This window comes from Chryseobacterium camelliae (assembly GCF_002770595.1).
Taxonomy (GTDB): Bacteria; Bacteroidota; Bacteroidia; order Flavobacteriales; family Weeksellaceae; genus Chryseobacterium; species Chryseobacterium camelliae.
In genome coordinates this window covers 2,553,766-2,571,034 of record NZ_CP022986.1, presented here as the reverse complement: position 1 = coordinate 2,571,034, position 17,269 = coordinate 2,553,766, and the positions used below count along the sequence as shown (strand labels likewise).

Annotated in this window: 18 protein-coding genes; 10 read left to right on the top strand and 8 right to left on the bottom strand. The window is 41.2% G+C overall.

Annotated features, from left to right (window positions below):
* Positions 1 to 76 precede the first annotated feature (76 nt).
* From CGB83_RS11800 to CGB83_RS11755, 10 genes are all read left to right on the top strand, one after another.
* Positions 77 to 1,210, top strand: a complete 1,134-nt coding sequence (locus CGB83_RS11800; RefSeq protein ID WP_100075958.1) for a glycosyltransferase — start codon at positions 77 to 79, stop codon at positions 1,208 to 1,210.
* Positions 1,207 to 2,460, top strand: a complete 1,254-nt coding sequence (locus tag CGB83_RS11795) for an MATE family efflux transporter (protein ID WP_100075957.1) — start codon at positions 1,207 to 1,209, stop codon at positions 2,458 to 2,460. The genes CGB83_RS11800 and CGB83_RS11795 overlap by 4 nt, the downstream gene beginning before the upstream one ends.
* A gap of 24 nt (positions 2,461 to 2,484) precedes the next feature.
* Positions 2,485 to 2,985, top strand: coding sequence for a hypothetical protein (locus CGB83_RS11790; RefSeq protein WP_100075956.1), 501 nt, complete (start codon positions 2,485 to 2,487; stop codon positions 2,983 to 2,985).
* A 62-nt stretch (positions 2,986 to 3,047) separates the two neighbouring features.
* Positions 3,048 to 4,316: a serine--tRNA ligase gene (gene serS / locus CGB83_RS11785; RefSeq protein ID WP_100075955.1), complete on the top strand. Its 1,269-nt coding sequence runs from the start codon at positions 3,048 to 3,050 to the stop codon at positions 4,314 to 4,316.
* Between the two features lie 294 nt (positions 4,317 to 4,610).
* A complete protein-coding gene (locus CGB83_RS11780; protein ID WP_100075954.1) occupies positions 4,611 to 5,012 on the top strand; it encodes a hypothetical protein in 402 nt (133 codons plus the stop codon).
* Positions 5,013 to 5,183: 171 nt separating this feature from the next.
* On the top strand, positions 5,184 to 5,447 hold the full coding sequence (locus CGB83_RS11775; RefSeq protein ID WP_157761410.1) for a hypothetical protein: 264 nt from the start codon (positions 5,184 to 5,186) through the stop codon (positions 5,445 to 5,447).
* The gene (locus CGB83_RS11770; RefSeq protein WP_100075952.1) at positions 5,447 to 6,550 is read left to right on the top strand and encodes a hypothetical protein; all 1,104 of its coding nucleotides are present in this window, start codon (positions 5,447 to 5,449) and stop codon (positions 6,548 to 6,550) included. Before CGB83_RS11775 ends, CGB83_RS11770 begins: the two co-directional genes overlap by 1 nt.
* A 22-nt stretch (positions 6,551 to 6,572) precedes the next feature.
* Complete coding sequence (locus tag CGB83_RS11765) at positions 6,573 to 7,163, top strand: DUF6705 family protein (protein ID WP_100075951.1); 591 nt, start codon at positions 6,573 to 6,575, stop codon at positions 7,161 to 7,163.
* Complete coding sequence (locus tag CGB83_RS11760; protein ID WP_100075950.1) at positions 7,160 to 7,720, top strand: DUF6705 family protein; 561 nt, start codon at positions 7,160 to 7,162, stop codon at positions 7,718 to 7,720. Before CGB83_RS11765 ends, CGB83_RS11760 begins: the two co-directional genes overlap by 4 nt.
* Positions 7,720 to 8,280 carry a DUF6705 family protein gene (locus CGB83_RS11755; RefSeq protein ID WP_100075949.1) on the top strand — a complete coding sequence of 187 codons (561 nt, stop codon included), beginning with the start codon at positions 7,720 to 7,722 and terminating at the stop codon, positions 8,278 to 8,280. Before CGB83_RS11760 ends, CGB83_RS11755 begins: the two co-directional genes overlap by 1 nt.
* A gap of 101 nt (positions 8,281 to 8,381) precedes the next feature.
* On the opposite strand, the gene CGB83_RS11750 is transcribed toward CGB83_RS11755, so the two are convergent.
* From CGB83_RS11750 to CGB83_RS11715, 8 genes are all read right to left on the bottom strand, one after another.
* Positions 8,382 to 9,149 carry a sulfite exporter TauE/SafE family protein gene (locus CGB83_RS11750; RefSeq protein ID WP_100075948.1) on the bottom strand — a complete coding sequence of 256 codons (768 nt, stop codon included), beginning with the start codon at positions 9,147 to 9,149 and terminating at the stop codon, positions 8,382 to 8,384.
* Positions 9,140 to 9,592 carry a FixH family protein gene (locus CGB83_RS11745; RefSeq protein WP_100075947.1) on the bottom strand — a complete coding sequence of 151 codons (453 nt, stop codon included), beginning with the start codon at positions 9,590 to 9,592 and terminating at the stop codon, positions 9,140 to 9,142. Before CGB83_RS11745 ends, CGB83_RS11750 begins: the two co-directional genes overlap by 10 nt.
* A gap of 9 nt (positions 9,593 to 9,601) precedes the next feature.
* Entirely contained in the window at positions 9,602 to 11,056 is a 1,455-nt protein-coding gene (ccoG, locus tag CGB83_RS11740; RefSeq protein WP_100075946.1) for a cytochrome c oxidase accessory protein CcoG, read from the bottom strand.
* Positions 11,057 to 11,156: 100 nt separating this feature from the next.
* Entirely contained in the window at positions 11,157 to 12,038 is an 882-nt protein-coding gene (locus CGB83_RS11735; RefSeq protein WP_100075945.1) for a cbb3-type cytochrome c oxidase N-terminal domain-containing protein, read from the bottom strand.
* 9 nt (positions 12,039 to 12,047) lie between these two features.
* A complete protein-coding gene (locus tag CGB83_RS11730) occupies positions 12,048 to 12,245 on the bottom strand; it encodes a cbb3-type cytochrome oxidase subunit 3 (RefSeq protein WP_100075944.1) in 198 nt (65 codons plus the stop codon).
* A 17-nt stretch (positions 12,246 to 12,262) separates the two neighbouring features.
* Positions 12,263 to 14,524: a cytochrome-c oxidase, cbb3-type subunit I gene (gene ccoN / locus CGB83_RS11725; protein ID WP_100075943.1), complete on the bottom strand. Its 2,262-nt coding sequence runs from the start codon at positions 14,522 to 14,524 to the stop codon at positions 12,263 to 12,265.
* A 5-nt stretch (positions 14,525 to 14,529) separates the two neighbouring features.
* Positions 14,530 to 14,754, bottom strand: coding sequence for a cbb3-type cytochrome oxidase assembly protein CcoS (ccoS, locus tag CGB83_RS11720; RefSeq protein ID WP_100075942.1), 225 nt, complete (start codon positions 14,752 to 14,754; stop codon positions 14,530 to 14,532).
* A 111-nt stretch (positions 14,755 to 14,865) separates the two neighbouring features.
* A complete protein-coding gene (locus CGB83_RS11715) occupies positions 14,866 to 17,244 on the bottom strand; it encodes a heavy metal translocating P-type ATPase (protein WP_100077578.1) in 2,379 nt (792 codons plus the stop codon).
* Positions 17,245 to 17,269 lie beyond the last annotated feature (25 nt).

The window sequence follows — 17,269 nt, the reverse complement described above, 5'->3', positions numbered from 1 at the left end:
GAAGGAGTTCCACTTTTTTCGTTTTAGTATATTTGCACGGAATCTGACTGCTGAATCTGTTTTGATGAAATAACCCATGCCCAGAATACTTTTTTTAACAACAGCCCACCGGTACAATGACGACCGGATTTTTTACCATCAGGCAAAAGAGCTGAAAAGCCGTGGGTATAAGATAAAAATCTGTAGCCTTAGCTCAGAATATCAGGGTTCTATCGATGGGATTGAAATTGAATCGTATGCTGTACTGGATCAAAGCTCGGATGAGAAAGCAAGGATATTTCAGGAGGTCTGCAACACTTTCCTTCCGGACTGTATCATCGGATCAGAACCTCTTGCGATTATTGCTGTTAAAGAGTACATGAAAAGGCACAAAGCCAGCCTTATCTATGATATCACCGAGTGGTATCCGTCGATGAGAATGGTCCGTGAATATTCTTTTTTCCTCAAGATATTTCATGCCCTCAGGTTCCTGATGATCCAGCTGTATGCCGGCTATTTCAGTACGCACTTTATATTCGGGGAAAAAACGAAAAGGTTCCCCTTAGCCTATTGTTTCCCGTTTAAAAAAAGTATCATCCTTCCTTATTTTCCCGATGGTCAATATATTTATACAAGCATCAGGGAGCCTGAAGCAGACAGGATAAAGCTGTGCTATACAGGCCAGATCTCAGAAGAAAAAGGGATCGGGAATTTTTTTAATGCGGTTGACCGTCTCCGGAGCCTAAGGCCAGATTTACATATTTCGATACTCATTATCGGAGGAGCCCGGACAGAAAAAGACCAGGCCTATTTTGACGCCCTTTTGGAGAAATACCAGTGGGATGACATCAGCATCCGTAAGCCGGCCTCTTTTGAGAAGTTTACGGAGGCATATGCTGAGGCGGACATCTGTTTTGACCTCAGGGAAGTTAATTTTGAAAACCATCACTGCCTTCCGATCAAGATATTCTATTATGCTGCTTCCGGTAAGCCGGTGATCTATAGTGATCTGAAGGCAACCCGGCAGTTTGTGGATATTTCAAGGTTCGGGTTTCTGGTTGATCCCGAAAGTGCAGATGCCATAGCCGGAAAAGTAATGGCCTATATTGATGATCCTGCGCTTTACAAAGCTCACGCGCATGGAGCGAGAGCGGTATTTGAGGAACAGTACAATTGGGCAGCCATTAAAAATTCATTTACGGATTTTGTCAAAAAATCAATGCTGAAATGAAACATGCCACTCTCCTCAAAACTTTTGTTTCCCGCTTCCTGATTCTGATATTGAATTTTGGACTGGTGATCTACTCCACGAATATGTGGGGCGGTGAAGGGAAAGGAGTGATTTCGATTGTCATTGCGGATTTAACGGTGGTCAGTTTCTTTGCCAGCATTTTTGTAGGCAGCAGCATTACTTATTTTGCGCCCAAATATAAAACAGAACAGATCCTCCTGTATGCCTATGCCTGGTCTTTGCTTGTCGGGACTACCATTCCTTTGCTTTTTGCCTTTACAAAAGATACCGGGCATTTAGGATATCTGATCGGTCTTTCTGTTTCGTCATCCCTGCTGGCTGCCAATGTCAATCTGTTTGTAGGCCAGAAGAACATCAGGATGTTTAATATCTATACCATCCTGCAGCAGGCAGTCCATATTGCTTTCATCGGTATTATGGTCTATGGGATTGGAGCAAGATCGGTTTCTTCTTATTTCATAGCACAGATGGCATGTTACAGTATACTGTTCATCATCAGCCTCTTCCAGGTCATGAAAGGCAGGCAGATGCCGCAACTTTCCTTTTCCGGGTCTGTACTGAATTCTTTATTCAGTTATGGCTGGAAGATACAGCTGAGCTCTTTTTTTCAGTTCCTGAATAACCGGCTGTCTTTTTATTTCCTGGAATATTTCCGGGGCATGATGAGTGTTGGGGTATTTTCTGTAGGGGTAGCATTCTCGGAAGCGATCTGGACGGTCAGCAGGAGCCTGTCGGTAATTTTATATGCCGATGTGGTCAACAGCAGTAATTCCGATGCAGCCATTGACAAAGCTAAGGTTTCCATGAGGATCAGTTTCCTGATTACTTTACTGTTTATTACCATCATTCTTTTGGTGCCGTCCCACTGGTATGCCATCATCTTCGGAAAGGATTTTTCACAGGTCAAGAAAATTACGCTGCTGCTGGCTCCCGGTATCATGGCCATTGCGGTAAGCAATATCATCGGATACTATTTTGCGGGGATCAATAAGCTGCGGATTTTAAATATGAAATCCCTGATAGGGCTTGTTTTTACCCTGGTTTCTTCTTTCATTATCATTCCGCGGTGGGGAATCACTGGGGCCTGCATCGTTACCTCTGTTTCCTACTGTCTTTCCTCTTCATTGCTGTTCTGGCGGTTTTACCAGGGGACTGCTTTTTACTTCAGTGATTTTATCCTTTCCCGGTCGGAAATACGGATATTAGTGAATAAATTCTTGAAGAAATAAAACTTAAGTTCTATCTTTGTTGGGATGAGAAACGTCTTTTTTGGTACAGCGCTGGTTCTATTCGCACTTCTGAGCTGCAGGAGTGATGAAGATTCTGTTCAGAATATTGATCAGATCCTGAATATCTATATCAAAAACAGTGCAGGGCAGGATTTACTGAATGCCAAGAAAAACGGTTCTTTCTCGGGCTATAATATGACGGACATATTCGGGACTGTAGATAATGCACCGGTAAACAATACGCTTAAAGTAACTGCTGATTCACTGTATTATATCGAATACATTGCAGGAGCGAGGAGGGTCACGCTGGATTCTGTAAGCCCGGACAACAGGACCTACCGTTCCAGGATCAATGTTTCTTTAAGAAGGACACAGAACAATGTGACCGATACCATTAATGACATCCTTGAGATCCAGTACCGCTGGACACCCTCGGTCTTTGAAGTCTCAAAGGTCTACTACAACAACGATCTTAAATTTACCAAGCAGCCCGGATCCCCCAATGTGGTTACTATCATAAAATAAAGTACATTTGCAAATGGTTAGCCCATAAAAAGCTAATTTCTAATATTTAACATCTCAACACAATGTTACAGGTTAATTTTTTGCGCGACAATAAAGAACGCGTTTTAGAAGGTCTTAAAAAAAGACAATTCAAGAATCTTGAGTTGGTAGATGAAGCAATCGCTACCGACGATGAAAGAAAAAAAATTCAGTTTGAACTGGATTCCCAGCTTGCCGAGATCAACAAAATCTCGAAAGAGATCGGTCTTTTGATGAAAGAAGGGAAAAAAGAAGAAGCTGAATCTGCAAAATCTAAAACAGCACAATACAAAGAGTCGAGTAAAGAATTGCAGTCCCAGCTGGATGTAAAAGAGCAGACATTACTGAATATCTTATATCAGATTCCCAATATCCCTTATGAGCTTGTGAAAGGCGGCGTATCTGCGGATGATAATGAAATCATCTATCAGTCCCATGATGTCGAAGGACTGGGAGAGGGTGCTGTTCCGCACTGGGAACTCGCTAAGAAATATAACCTTATCGATTTCGAATTGGGAGTAAAAATTGCCGGTGCAGGGTTTCCGGTATACCTTGGAAAGGGAGCGAGGCTGCAAAGGGCTTTAGTCCAGTATTTCCTGGATAAGAATATCGAAAAGGGATATATGGAAGTCAATCCGCCTCACGTAGTGAATGAAGCATCCGGCTACGGAACAGGGCAATTGCCGGATAAGGAAGGGCAGATGTACCACATTGGTCAGGATGACCTGTACCTTATTCCTACAGCAGAAGTGCCGGTAACGAATCTTTACCGTGATGTTTTGCTGGAAGAAAAAGACCTTCCGATCAAGAATACGGCTTTTTCCCAATGTTACAGGAGAGAGGCGGGAAGCTATGGAGCCCATGTACGCGGACTGAACCGTCTTCACCAGTTTGAGAAAGTGGAAATCGTAAGGATTGAAAAGCCTGAAAATTCATATACGGTCCTTGAAGAAATGGTTGAGCACATCAAAGAAATCCTGACAGACCTTGAGCTGCCTTACAGAGTATTAAGGCTTTGCGGAGGCGACACCGGATTTGCTGCTGCCATGACCTATGACTTTGAGGTTTGGAGTGCTGCCCAGGAGAAATGGCTTGAAGTAAGTTCTGTGTCCAACTTCGAAACATTCCAGGCCAACCGTCTGAAATGCCGGTACAAAACCGATGGGAAGTCACAGCTCGTGCATACCCTGAACGGCTCAGCAATGGCACTTCCCAGAATTATGGCAGCGCTGCTGGAAAACAACCAGACCGCAGAAGGCATCAGGCTTCCGAAAAAAGTTGCGGAATACGCGAGATTCGATTTGATCAGTTAATGATATAATGCCCTTATTAAAAAGGGTATTTTTTATGGGTACTATTCAATATTAGCAAAAAAAACATACAATGAAAAAACGGAACATTATTAGCTTAACGCTTGTCTTTTTACTCCTGTCTTTTATACCGCTAAATGCCAAATGTTCAGCTTATAAAGCAAGAACGGTTACTGTTGCGGGTCTCATCATAGATGCCGTTACCCGTGCTCCTTTGGCAGATGCAAAAGTATACGGTGAAACGGGCAATTTTATTGCTTCAACGGATTCCAGAGGATATTTTAAACTTGGGCAGATATGGGCGATAATATTTCTGCCATCTATTATTTCGGATTGGAGAAGAAAGCTGGCGGAAAACGGAATAAGGCATTCTCCGAACTCATTTCCAGCACTAAAGATACCTCATATGTATCCGTTGTATCTGGCTTCGGCAAATTTGAAGAGCAACTGAATTTCAGGAACAACCTTGAAGCGACCAAGCAAGGAAATGAAAAGGTTTTTATTACGATCGGTGATAAATACTATCTGGTCAATGATTCAGGATGGATCCTGTTGAGCTCACCGGAGGATAAAATATCGGTGGACGGAAAGGCAATAGTGACTGCTTCAGAAATCAATTCCAGACTGAAGCGGAAACAGATCAGGAGGATGACCCCATCCGAATCAAAGGATTTTTCCTTTGAAGTATATACCAGGTAATACCATACGGATCATCCAAACAAACCACCTTCAGGTGGTTTTTGCTTTTCAGAAATACTGAGTAATCTGAACTTATATTTTTGACATTTGCAAAGAATATTTTTATTTTTCTGCTCACTTTGTTGTAATTAAAAATTTTTATATATTTAAACCACTAAAAACAAAATGCTTATGATGCGAAAATTAATTTCGTGGCTGTCCTTTACGATGGCTTTCTGTCTCCTACTGCTTTCCTGTGTCCATGATGAAATCTATACGGCTTCCGATCCGGCGTCTAAGGAATACCATTCCAAAAGCCTCTGGAAAGAAGATGAGAAGTATATTAAAAATGTCATGAAAATCTACTCAGAACACCATGAAGAAATAAAGAAGGGAGCCGGTGAACCGATGTGGGACTATGCGATGACCATGGACCGCTTTGATGAAAGTTCCTGATGGTTCCGTTGGCTGAGCATGGAAAAGTTGTTGCGGTACTGAATGTGCCGAGGAAAGGACAGAGGGTTTATTTTACCTATACCCAGGTACAGAATGATATGGAATTCTTTCAGAACCTGATTTCCTCCAGGCCCAAAAGGGCAGAGATGACCCTAATGGATAATACAGCGGGAAAGTTAGTCTGTACAACCAAGACCATTTCAATGTTTTACCCGGATAATGAAAGTGATCCTGATGGTCCCGGACATTGGGAATCGCATCATGTGACGGAATGCAAGAGCCAGCAGTTGGAGAGCTGTGTCGGTGAAGTGCTTCCTGACGGAACATGCCTTGGAGGAGGCGGAAATGATCCGGGCTATCCTTATCCCGGAGGAGGGGGCGAAGATCCGCAGCCGGAACCGGAAGATCCCTGCCAGAAGACAAAATCCGTCCTGAACAAACCCCACGTGCAGCAGGGAATCAATAATGTGAAAGCACAGGCTTTGCAGAGCCTGAGTAACATCAATGCAGGAGAAACGGGTTTTAAGGAGAAGAAAGACGGGACGATCGCTCCGGCGGATGTCAACTCAAATCACAATGTGGTCTTTAACGATGTAACAGATTCTTATGGAGGATATCATAACCATACAGCCCTGGGAACCCATATGTTTGCTCCGCGTGATATTGCTGAAACCTTATTTGGCTTTGCGGCAGCGCAGACGAATGTTGCAGATGCTTACTTCGGAATGATCGCCGCCGAATGGTGCAGTAGCTGTCCGAATAATGTTCAGTATATAAATTACATGATTCAATTTACCGGTGATGCATCTGATTTAGGAATAAACGGGAACTATAATTTTACGCCCGCGCAAATAAAACAGTTTGAAAATCAATATTTGATCAAAGTAAAAGAATTATCCAACATTTCGTTAAATGGGACAACCTATATTAAAAACCAAGCAGGCGATTTAAATGAAAAAGGTTTGGAAAAATTATTTTTTGAAATATTAAAACAGATGAATTTAGCTGGAAAAGTAAATTTACAACGTATAGAATCAAATGGTAGTATTAGTAATGTAACTTTAGACAATAATGGTGTACCTGTTGGATCACCTTGTCCATAATCATTTTAAAATAATATAAAACATGAGTAATAAATTAATATCAAAAGTATCATTGATAATTGTATTAGTTATAAATCTAATATCTTGCAAAGCGCAACAGACATATCCATTGTTAACTTCTTTGGATAATATTCCTAATATGTCGCATATAAGAGATACCAATAATGAATTACAATCTTTTGTAGGAAAGTATGTTTCTACGTATAATGGGAATCAGATCACATTGTATATTACTAAAGAAAATAATAAATTTTTTGATTATGGAAATCAGAAAGTTTATAGAGATGTTTTATCAGTAAAATATATAGTGAAAAATTCTTCTGGGATAATCCTTCAAGACACTAAGAATATGTCTTTTCAACAAGACGATTTATCATATGCAATCTATAGTTTGTGGGTTACGGAAAATGGAACTAAAGCAGAATTAATATACAGCGGAACAAATTGCAGTGTTGGATTTGGATCAATAAACATTAAAAAAATTAGCGCCACAGAAATTTCCTGGGAATATCGCCCGAATGATGTTACGACAACAGCAGATAAATGTCCACCTAATCTGGATACAACGATTTACTTGCCTATAACAAAGGATTTAATATTTACGAAGGAATGATGAAAAGTTTGCTAATATATTTAGGGATAATGTTGATGTCCTTTTGTCAGGCTCAAAATCTTCCTCTTAATACTCCTTTTTTAAGTATTCCAAATCGTGCATACATCAAGGATACCAATAATGAATTGAACCCATATGTAGGAATATATAAGGCTAATTATAACGGGAATGAAATTAGTTTATTTATTACAAAACAAGAAGATAAGTTAGAAGAGACCGGTCACAAAAGTTATCATGTGGATGTCTTATTAGTAAAATACATTGTAAAAAATTCTACTGGAATAGTTTTACAGGATACAAAAAATAATAATTTATATAATATTGAATTGTATAGTACTAAAATTAGACCGGATAAAAATGCTGTACATTTAATCTATAGTGGAACGAACTGCAGCGTTGGATGGGGAGATATTTATCTCAAAAAAATTAGCAGCACACAAATTTCCTGGGAATATCGCCCAAATGATGTTACGACAACAGCAGCTAAATGTCCTCCTAATTTGGATACCACGATTTACCTACCGGTAACAAAGGATTTAATATTTACGAAGCAGTGATGAAATATTTGATTATTTGCTTAGGAATATGTGTTGCGTTTTCTTGCAAAGCTCAGCAAGTTTATCCATTAAATGCAGACTATGAAGAGGTTCCTGAAAATGCTTATTTGAAAGATCTGAATAATGAACTCACACCCTACGTTGGAGTTTATAAAGCAAATTTTAATGGAAGCGAAACCACACTCTACATTACTAAACAAGAACAAAAATTAGAAAAAACTGGACAAAAGAATTACTATATGGATGCTTTAGTAATAAAGTACATTATAAAAAATTCAACAGGCTCTGTGGTACAAGATACCTATAATAATTCTAATGATATTGAATTATATAGCATTAGTACATCTTCTACTCAAAATAAAGTAAATTTTTTTTACAGTGGTACTAATTGTAGTGTTGGATGGGGAAGAATAATATTAAAAAAGCTTAATGATACACAAATTTCCTGGGAATATCGTCCGGATGATATCACGACAACAGCCGCTAAATGTCCACCCAATTTGGATACCACGATTTACCTGCCGGAAACAAAGGATTTAATATTTACGAAGCAGAAATAACCAGTCTTTCCTGGACGCAACAAAATAATTGAAATATAAAATGGCCGGAAGAAATTCCGGCCATGCTATAATATCTTACGAAAAGTATCAATAATGTTTCTTTAATGGCAATTCGTACCATCATGATGATGGGTACTATGGTCTCCCGGCAAATGACAATCTCCCTGGTTATCCTTGGAAACCGTCATGGCTTCAGCCCGGGGAGAAAGGTACGGAATTCCCAGCTCCAGTCCTCTCACGATAAATAAACCGCCAAGTATGATCATTACGATCGGAACCGCTTTCAGGACTTTGATCCTGAATGCCTGATTCATCAGGTTTCCGACCAGAACTACCGCAAACATGAACGGAAGTGTTCCTAATCCGAATAAGGCCATATAAAGACCTCCCTGCCATATTCCGCCACTGGCAAGACTTGCGGTGAGGGCCATGTAAACCATTCCGCAGGGAAGGAACCCGTTCAGGATACCGGTCGTAAACCTTGAACGGTAGTCAGCCTTTTGAAGCAGCCTTCCGAGATTCGATTTTACAGAGAATAAAAACTTTGAAAAGAAGGGAATCCTGGAGGCAAAGTCTTTTCCTCCGAAAGAGAATACAGCCATAATGATCAGCAGGATTCCCACCGCAATGGTGAGGTACTGCTGTATGCCGGCCATTTCAAAACCTTCCCCGATGATCCCCAGAACAGCACCCAAAAGGGCATAGGTAAAAATACGCCCAAACTGGTAGGTCAGGTTCTGCAGATAGAAATTGGTGGCCTGCTTTTTCGTCAAACCCATGGACAGGGCAATAGGCCCGCACATTCCCACACAATGGAAACCTGAAGCAAAACCCAGCCCGATAGCCGATACAATAAGTGCTATTTCCATATCACATCAAAATCCATCCTGTAGTCCGTCTTATCTTTAGTCCACATCAGTCTCAGGGTGTAATTCCCCGGTTTCAGTACCTGCGCCGGAATTATGAAGGACTGCGCCTGATTAAGCTGCACAGATTTCTTTACATCCAGGTTCTGGTCGTCTGTTCGATTCAAAACAAATTTAACGGTAGTATTGGAATTGTTGTAGTCTTTGGGAAATGATATCGTAATACCACTTGCATTCTGCGAATACTGTGGCTTTTCTTCCAGCTGATCCGCTCTTTTCTTAGCATCGATAACATCCTGGTATTTTAATTCTTCCTCATAATAATTGTCCGTTACCATTTCAGAATTCTTCTGGCCGTTAGGAAACAGGAACATCATGGAAAGTATAAAGATCATAAAGGCTGCCAGTGCGATTACCACACCGTGGCCCCAACTAAAATTTTTCATGTTTAAAACTTAAAATTGCAATTTAAACGGTCCTTCAAAATACGTCTGGTAAGAATCGATCAGATTACCTTTCATATCATAAACACCGATAGTAATATTCTGCTTAGACAGCTTCATCTCACTTTCCGGGAAGCTGATATTGATGGTTCCTTTGGATATTTTATCGCGGTCTACCTGTATTTTGCTTGAGGCACTGTAGGTAACCTCGCCATGGGAAGGTTCAATAACTTTTACGGTTACGAGCTTCTTATCATTCGTCTTATTAAGGAATGTATAATTATAGGTATTGGTGATTTTACCATCTCTTACAAAGAATGTACTTCCTGCGGGCTTGATGAACTTAGCTTCCATTTCGCCCCTGTTATACAGTAAATATCCCAGGAATCCCATCAGGAAGATCAGGATTACAGTAAACCCTTTCATCCTGCCGGTAAACTCGAAGGAGCTTTTCCTTTCAATTTCATTTTCCGAGGCATAACGGATCAGGCCTTTAGGCAGACCTACTTTTTCCATAACTTCGTCACAGGCATCAATACAGGCGGTACAGTTCACGCATTCCAACTGCTGTCCGTCCCTGATATCAATTCCGGTAGGACATACGACTACGCACTGATGACAGTCGATACAATCGCCTTTTCCGGCAGCTTTCCTATCTTCTCCTTTTCTCCATTTCGCCCTGTTTTCTCCGCGGTTGAAATCGTAGAATACATTGATCGTATCCTTATCGATCAATACACCCTGTAATCTTCCGTACGGACATACCAGCGTACATACCTGTTCTCTGAACCACGCAAAAACAAAGTAAAACGCTGCCGAGAATAAGATCATAACGATAAAATTCGTAGGGTGGGCAAAAGGCCCTTCAGAAACAATCCTGAATACTTCTCGGTAGCCCACGATGTACATGAACATGAAATGCGTTATGATCAGTGAAATCACCACGTAAATACTCCATTTAAGGCTTCGCTTCCATATCTTCTCACTGTTCCATTCCTGCCTGTCGAGCTTCATCTGTCTGTTTCTGTCCCCTTCAATTGCATATTCTATCTTACGGAAAATAAATTCCAGAAAAATTGTCTGAGGGCATATCCACCCGCAGAAAATTCTCCCGAAAGCAATCGTAAATACAATAATGAATATCAGGGATGCAATGGCGCCTAATGTCAGGATAAAAAAGTCCTGTGGATAAAACGGCTGTCCGAAGATATAAAATTCCCGGTCTATGACATCAAACAACAGAAACGGGTTTCCGTTGATGCTGATGAATGGGGTAGCGAAATAAACGGCTAATAAAAGATAGCTTACGATATTTCTGTAGTTGGTAAATTTACCTTTGGGTTTTCGCGGAAAGACCCATTTCCTCTTTCCGGATTGTTCCATAGTTCCTATAGAATCCCTGTATGTCTCAGGTTCCAGAACCTGGCCCTGTCCGCCGCGTACTTCTACTTCTTCTATGTTTGACATGTTGTATACTCTATTTTAAAAATGAAAAAACATAATTCGTTACTATTTTTTCTTCTAATAACAAATTATGTTTTTCATAGGTTTCTAATTTAAAATTAAATTATTCTTTTTCCCAATGTGCTTCTGTTCCCTGAGGAGCGGCTCCGCCCTGAGCGGGTGTAATCGGAGGCTGTTCCTGGTTGATGTGGTATACATAAGCAGCAATCTTTTCAATTTCTGCTCCGGAAACCTCTCCGTTTTTACCGAATGGTCTCATTGCAGGATTATTTGGGGAACCGTTCCAGTCCATATTGAATACGTTTTTAAATAACGTCTTCTCTGGCTGGTTGATCCAGTAGTTATCGGTAAGGTTAGGACCGATTCCTCCGCGTCCGTCTTCACCGTGACATGATGCACAGTTCGTCTTAAACAGTTCTTTACCGTCTGCAATATTATCGGCTGAATACTTAGCGGTTTCAATCGTTACAGGAGGCTGTGTCTTTTCGTACTCTGCGATACTCGCAATCTGTTCCTTATACTCAATTTCATACTCATTGATAGGGTGAGCAAAATCTGTAAAAGAGTAAGCCGCTACATACAGAATACAAAAAGCAGTCCCAAAGTAGAATAAACCTACCCACCATTTCGGCAACTGGTTGTCCAGTTCCATAATTCCGTCGAAACCATGGTCAATAAGGATATCTTTTTCCTCAGATGCAGTCTGCTTTTTAAAGGCAGCATCATACAGTCTTTTGAAATAAGGGATTCTTTTCTCTGCCAGGTAAGCAGCCTTTTCCTCCTGTGATAACCTTTTGAATTTATTGTTTTCAATCAGGTCACCGATGGCGCTGTGGATATAGGCTAAAATACCTGCGATAACCACTGTCCCCCAGAAATATGGTGAACCTAAAAACGAGTAGCTCTGTACAAACAGATAATAAAAAACTATTAAAAGTCCGATTATTATTAAAATGTTTACGAAAACCGGTGTCCTTTGTTTCATAATGGTTGTTTAATTTTTTGAATTCAATTCATCCTCATCATCCTGCAGAGGGGCCTCTTCTTCTTCACGGTAGTATTTCTTGGGTCTGCTGAATACATAGACCACCAGCGCTACGAAGAACAGCATAAAGAAAATCAGAGCCAGCGTCTGGTAAAAACCAGCATTGTCTGTATTGGATAATATATCTTTAAAGTTCTGAGGAATCATGCTTGAACCTTTTAATGTTAATTATTGCTTGCTGTTTTAATCTCGGTTGTTTTAATATCCGTACCTAATCGTTGAAGATAAGCGATCAGTGCTACGATCTCTTTTTTCTCCAGTTCGCCCTGAGGTCTCTTGGCATATGCCTGTTTAAGGTCATTCGCTTCAGAGAAGATATCTTTTACGATTTTGGCAGACTGGTTATTGGCCCACTGGTTAGCCGTATCGATCTCAGCTTTGGTATATGGAACATCGAAAACGTTTTTCATAAGAACCATTTTATCAACCATTTTGGATCTGTCCAGGTTGTTGGCAATTAACCAAGGGAAACGAGGCATGATAGAACCGGCAGATGTTGATCTTGGGTTGTACATGTGCTTATAATGCCATGAGCTTGGGTTTTTACCTCCTTCTCTCTGTAAATCCGGCCCTGTCCTCTTGGAACCCCATAAGAACGGCCTGTCATATACGAATTCCCCGGCTTTTGAATACTGTCCGTTTTTACCGTTGAACCTTACAATCTCATCCCTGAACGGTCTCACCATCTGTGAGTGACACGAGTTACATGCTTCACGGATGTAAATATCTCTACCTTCAAGTTCCAGCGGTGAATAAGGTTTTACGGCTGAAATGGTCGGTACACTTTTCTTTAAGGATAGGGTAGGGATAATCTCTACCATACTTCCTATAGATATCGTTAGTAAAGACAGAATACCCATGATCGCCGGAGTTCTCTCCAACCAAAGGTGAGTTCCTTCTCCTTCTTTACGTTTTCCGCTGATGTTAGCCAAAGCAGGTGCTTCTGCAGGCACTTCTTTCTGGAATGATCCCTTTCTTGCCGTTGCAATAAGGTTGATTACCATTAAAATCCCTCCTGAGAAGTATAGGAATCCTCCTACAAACCTCATTTTGAAGTAAGGGATGATCGCCGTTACCGTATCTAACCAGTTTTTCCAAACAAGGGTTCCGTCCGGGTTGAACTGTTTCCACATCAATCCCTGAGTAAATCCTGAAATATACATCGGTACTGCATAGAAGATGATTCCTAAAGTACCCAGCCAGAAATGCCAGTTGGCCATTTTTGTTGAATACAGTTTCGTTCTCCAAAGGATCGGGATCAGGTAATAGATAACCCCGAACGCCATGAAGCCATTCCAGCCTAATGCTCCCAGGTGAACGTGACCGATAACCCAGTCGGTAAAGTGACCGATTTTATTGATGTTTTTAGTCGCTAAAAGCGGACCTTCGAAAGTTGCCATACCATAGCAGGTAACTGCTACGACAAAGAACTTAAGGATCGGGTTTTCCCTTACTTTATCCCACGCTCCCCTTAACGTAAGGAGACCGTTCAGCATTCCTCCCCAGGATGGGGCGATCAGCATGATGGAGAATCCTGTTCCCACTGCCTGAGCCCATGCAGGAAGCGCAGTGTACTGAAGGTGGTGAGGGCCGGCCCAGATATAAACGAAGATCAGTGACCAGAAGTGGATGATCGACAGTTTATAGGAGAATACCGGTCTGTCAGCTGCTTTAGGAAGGAAATAATACATCAGACCCAAAACAGGCGTAGTAAGGATGAAAGCTACCGCATTGTGTCCATACCACCACTGTACGATGGCATCTTTTACCCCTGCATAAGCAGAATAAGACTTCCATCCGGTGAAAGACAACGGAACTTCCAGGTTGTTGAATATATGCAGCATCACTACAGCAATCCATGTTCCGATGTAGAACCAGATCGCCACGTAGATGTGTCGTACCCTTCTTCTGGCAATTGTCATGAACATATTGATACCGAACACGATCCATGAGAATGCAATTAAAATATCAATCGGCCATTCGTGCTCTGCATATTCTTTTGAGGTATTGATCCCCATAAAGAACGTAATGTAAGCCGCAATGATCATGATCTGCCATGACCAGAAATGGATCCATGACAATGTATCGCTGTACATCCTTGTTTTGAGCAGTCTTTGCAGCGAGTAATATACTCCCACAAATACACTGTTACAAACAAAGGCGAAAATTACAGTCGTGGTGTGCAGCATCCTGATTCTACCGAATCCGAATGCTCCCTGTGTATTAATCAGTCCCTGAATATTACCGGAAGCCAGACTCCTGATGGTCGTATCGTCCGTCCCGAATAAAAATTCCGGAAGCTCCGGGTAGAAAAGCATCAGCGCTGCCGTCAGCCCGAATAAGAATCCTATGATCCCGAAAGTCACGGTCGCGTACAAAAACGCCCGGACAATACTGTTATCATAACTAAACTTTTGTGTTTCCATATCAACTATTCACTTTTATCTTCAATTTTACTTTTTTCTTGCTCTTCATCAGTATGATTCTCGTCATCATGCTCTTTTTCTTCCTTAATTTCATCAGAATCAAAGAGAATCCTTACAGCCGGTGACTCGTCATCTTCAAACTGTCCTTTTCTGGCGTTAATAATGAAAACGACCAGGAAAACTGCAGCCAAGGAAACACTGCATAGGATCATTAAATATAGAATATCCATTTGGATAACAAAATTAACCTATTTTCGGGTTTCAAATTTAATGAAAAATAATGATATTCATCACGAAATAGCGCGTTTGGCTAATTTAAAATCAGTCTAAATAACGGGCTTTTAAGCGGATTTCCTGAAATATTTCCTTCCCAGGATCCAGGTGGAAAGTGTCGTAAATGTTACGACGGTTATCGAGCTGATCGGCATGATGATCGCAGCGAAAAGCGGGTGCATATGGCCTGTCACCGCGTAACTTAATCCGACAATATTGTAAAGAAAACTAATTATGAATGTCATTTTCACAATAGTGATAGATCCTTTGCATACGTTCAGGTAGTGATCTAAGTGCACTACTTTGTCTCCGTCCATGATGACATCTGAGGAAGGGGTGAAGGTATTTGTGTCGTCAGAAATAGCGATTCCCACATTGCTCTGTTTAAGAGCTCCGGCATCATTAAGCCCGTCGCCTAACATAGCCACTTTAAGGTTCCGGTTCTGAAGTTCCTGAATGTAATTCAGCTTGTCTTCAGGATTTTGGTTGAATGCCATGCCCTCACAGTTCGCGATGAGTTCTTTCAGTTGGTTTTCTTCTGACGCATTATCTCCGCTCAGGATGAATATTTTGTATGCCGTAAGCCTGCTGAAAAGGGCTTTCAGGTTTTTACGGTATTCATTTTTAAAGATGAATTTACCGATATACTCGTTATTTTTACTGATGTAGACGGCTGTTTCCAGATTTTTCGATGCCTGCCCGTTGTATTTTGCAGAACCAATTTTATACCTATTGCTTCGTACCTGTGCCTCATATCCTTTCCCTGAGATTTCAGTAAAGTTTTCTACAGGGAAATAATCGTCGCTGACGTCTACAAATTCATACAGGGATTTTGACAGCGGGTGGTTAGAGTTCTTAAGCAGTGTTTTGATGTTCAGCAGGTCGAATTCGCTGATCTCAATACCTTCATACCTGATATTCGATTTTTTGCGCTGGGTGATGGTTCCTGTTTTATCAAAGACTACCGTATCCAGTTTCGCAATCTTTTCAATCGTCAGGGTGTCTTTGACGTAAAACTTATTCCTTCCCAGGATCCTCATGATATGCCCGAATGTAAACGGTGCTGATAACGCAAGGGCGCATGGGCAGGCAATGATCAGGATGGCGGAAATTACCTGGAACATCTTTTCCAGATCAATAAATGACCAGTAGATTCCGGAAATCAGGGCAATGCCTAAAATAATGAACGTAAAGTATTTACTGATGTTATTCGTTAGCGTGTCAAGTCCTGTTTCATGCTTTTTGAACGCCTCCTTGTTCCACAGCTGGGTCAGGTAGCTCTGGTCTACGTTTTTAATCACTTCCAGTTCAAGCGAAGATCCGATCTGCTTCCCTCCGGCAAAAATTTTGTCTCCCGGCTGTTTGCTGATGCTTACACTTTCACCTGTAATGAAACTGTTGTCGATATTTCCTTCTCCGCTGATCAGGATCGCGTCTACGGGGATAATCTCTTGATTCCGCACCAGGATCCTGTCGCCGACTTTGATTTCAGAAAGCAGGATATTGTCCTGTTTTCCGTTGAAATCTACCTTTGTAACCGCGATCGGATAAAAGGATTTATAATCCCTATCGTACGAAAGTGCGTTGTAGGTCCTTTTCTGGAAAATTTTTCCCATCAGCATAAAGAACAGAAGACCACATAGGGTGTCAAAATAACCGGGACCGTAATCCGTAGCGATTTCATAGACGCTTCTTCCGAAAAGGACCAGGATACCCAGCACGATCGGCACGTCGATATTGACAATTTTATTTTTCAGTCCGTACCAGGCGGATTTGTAATAATCTGAAGCGGAATAAAATACGACCGGGCAGGCCAGTAAAAACATCAGTGTCCTGAAAAGCCCTTTGTAATGGTCCATCCAGTAATCTTCTCCGCCGATGTATTCGGGAAATGCCAGGAACATCCCGTTTCCGAAAGCAAAACCGGCAATGGCAAACTTCACAAGAAGCGATTTGTCCAGGTGGTCAACATTTTTGTCCGCGGTTTCAAGGCTGATCGCCGGCTTATAGCCGAGGTTCGTCAGGAAATTGGCTAATTCGCTTAATTTTAATTCTTTATGGTTGAATGAGATCTGCAAAGTCTTCCTGGTAAAATTGACCTGTGAATATTTAATGTTCTTATTCAGTGTGTGAAGGCTTTCCAGAAGCCAGATGCAGGAAGAACAGTGGATCACCGGAATCTTGAACGTTACGAGGCTGGTATCGCCTTCCGAAAAATCAGTAACCTTTTCAAAAATTTCAGGGGTATCCAGGTAGTCAAACTGAGACGTATTTTCATCACCCGGGCGGATCCCCGCTCTTTTATTAAGTTCGTAAAAATTAGTAAGATTATTGGTGTTCAGAATTTCGTAGACCGACTTACAACCGTTGCAGCAGAAAGTCTTTTCATCGAATAAAATTCTTTCTTTTTCTATCCCTTGACCACAATGAAAACAGTTCTCGCTCACCTCCATAAAATATTGAGATACAAAA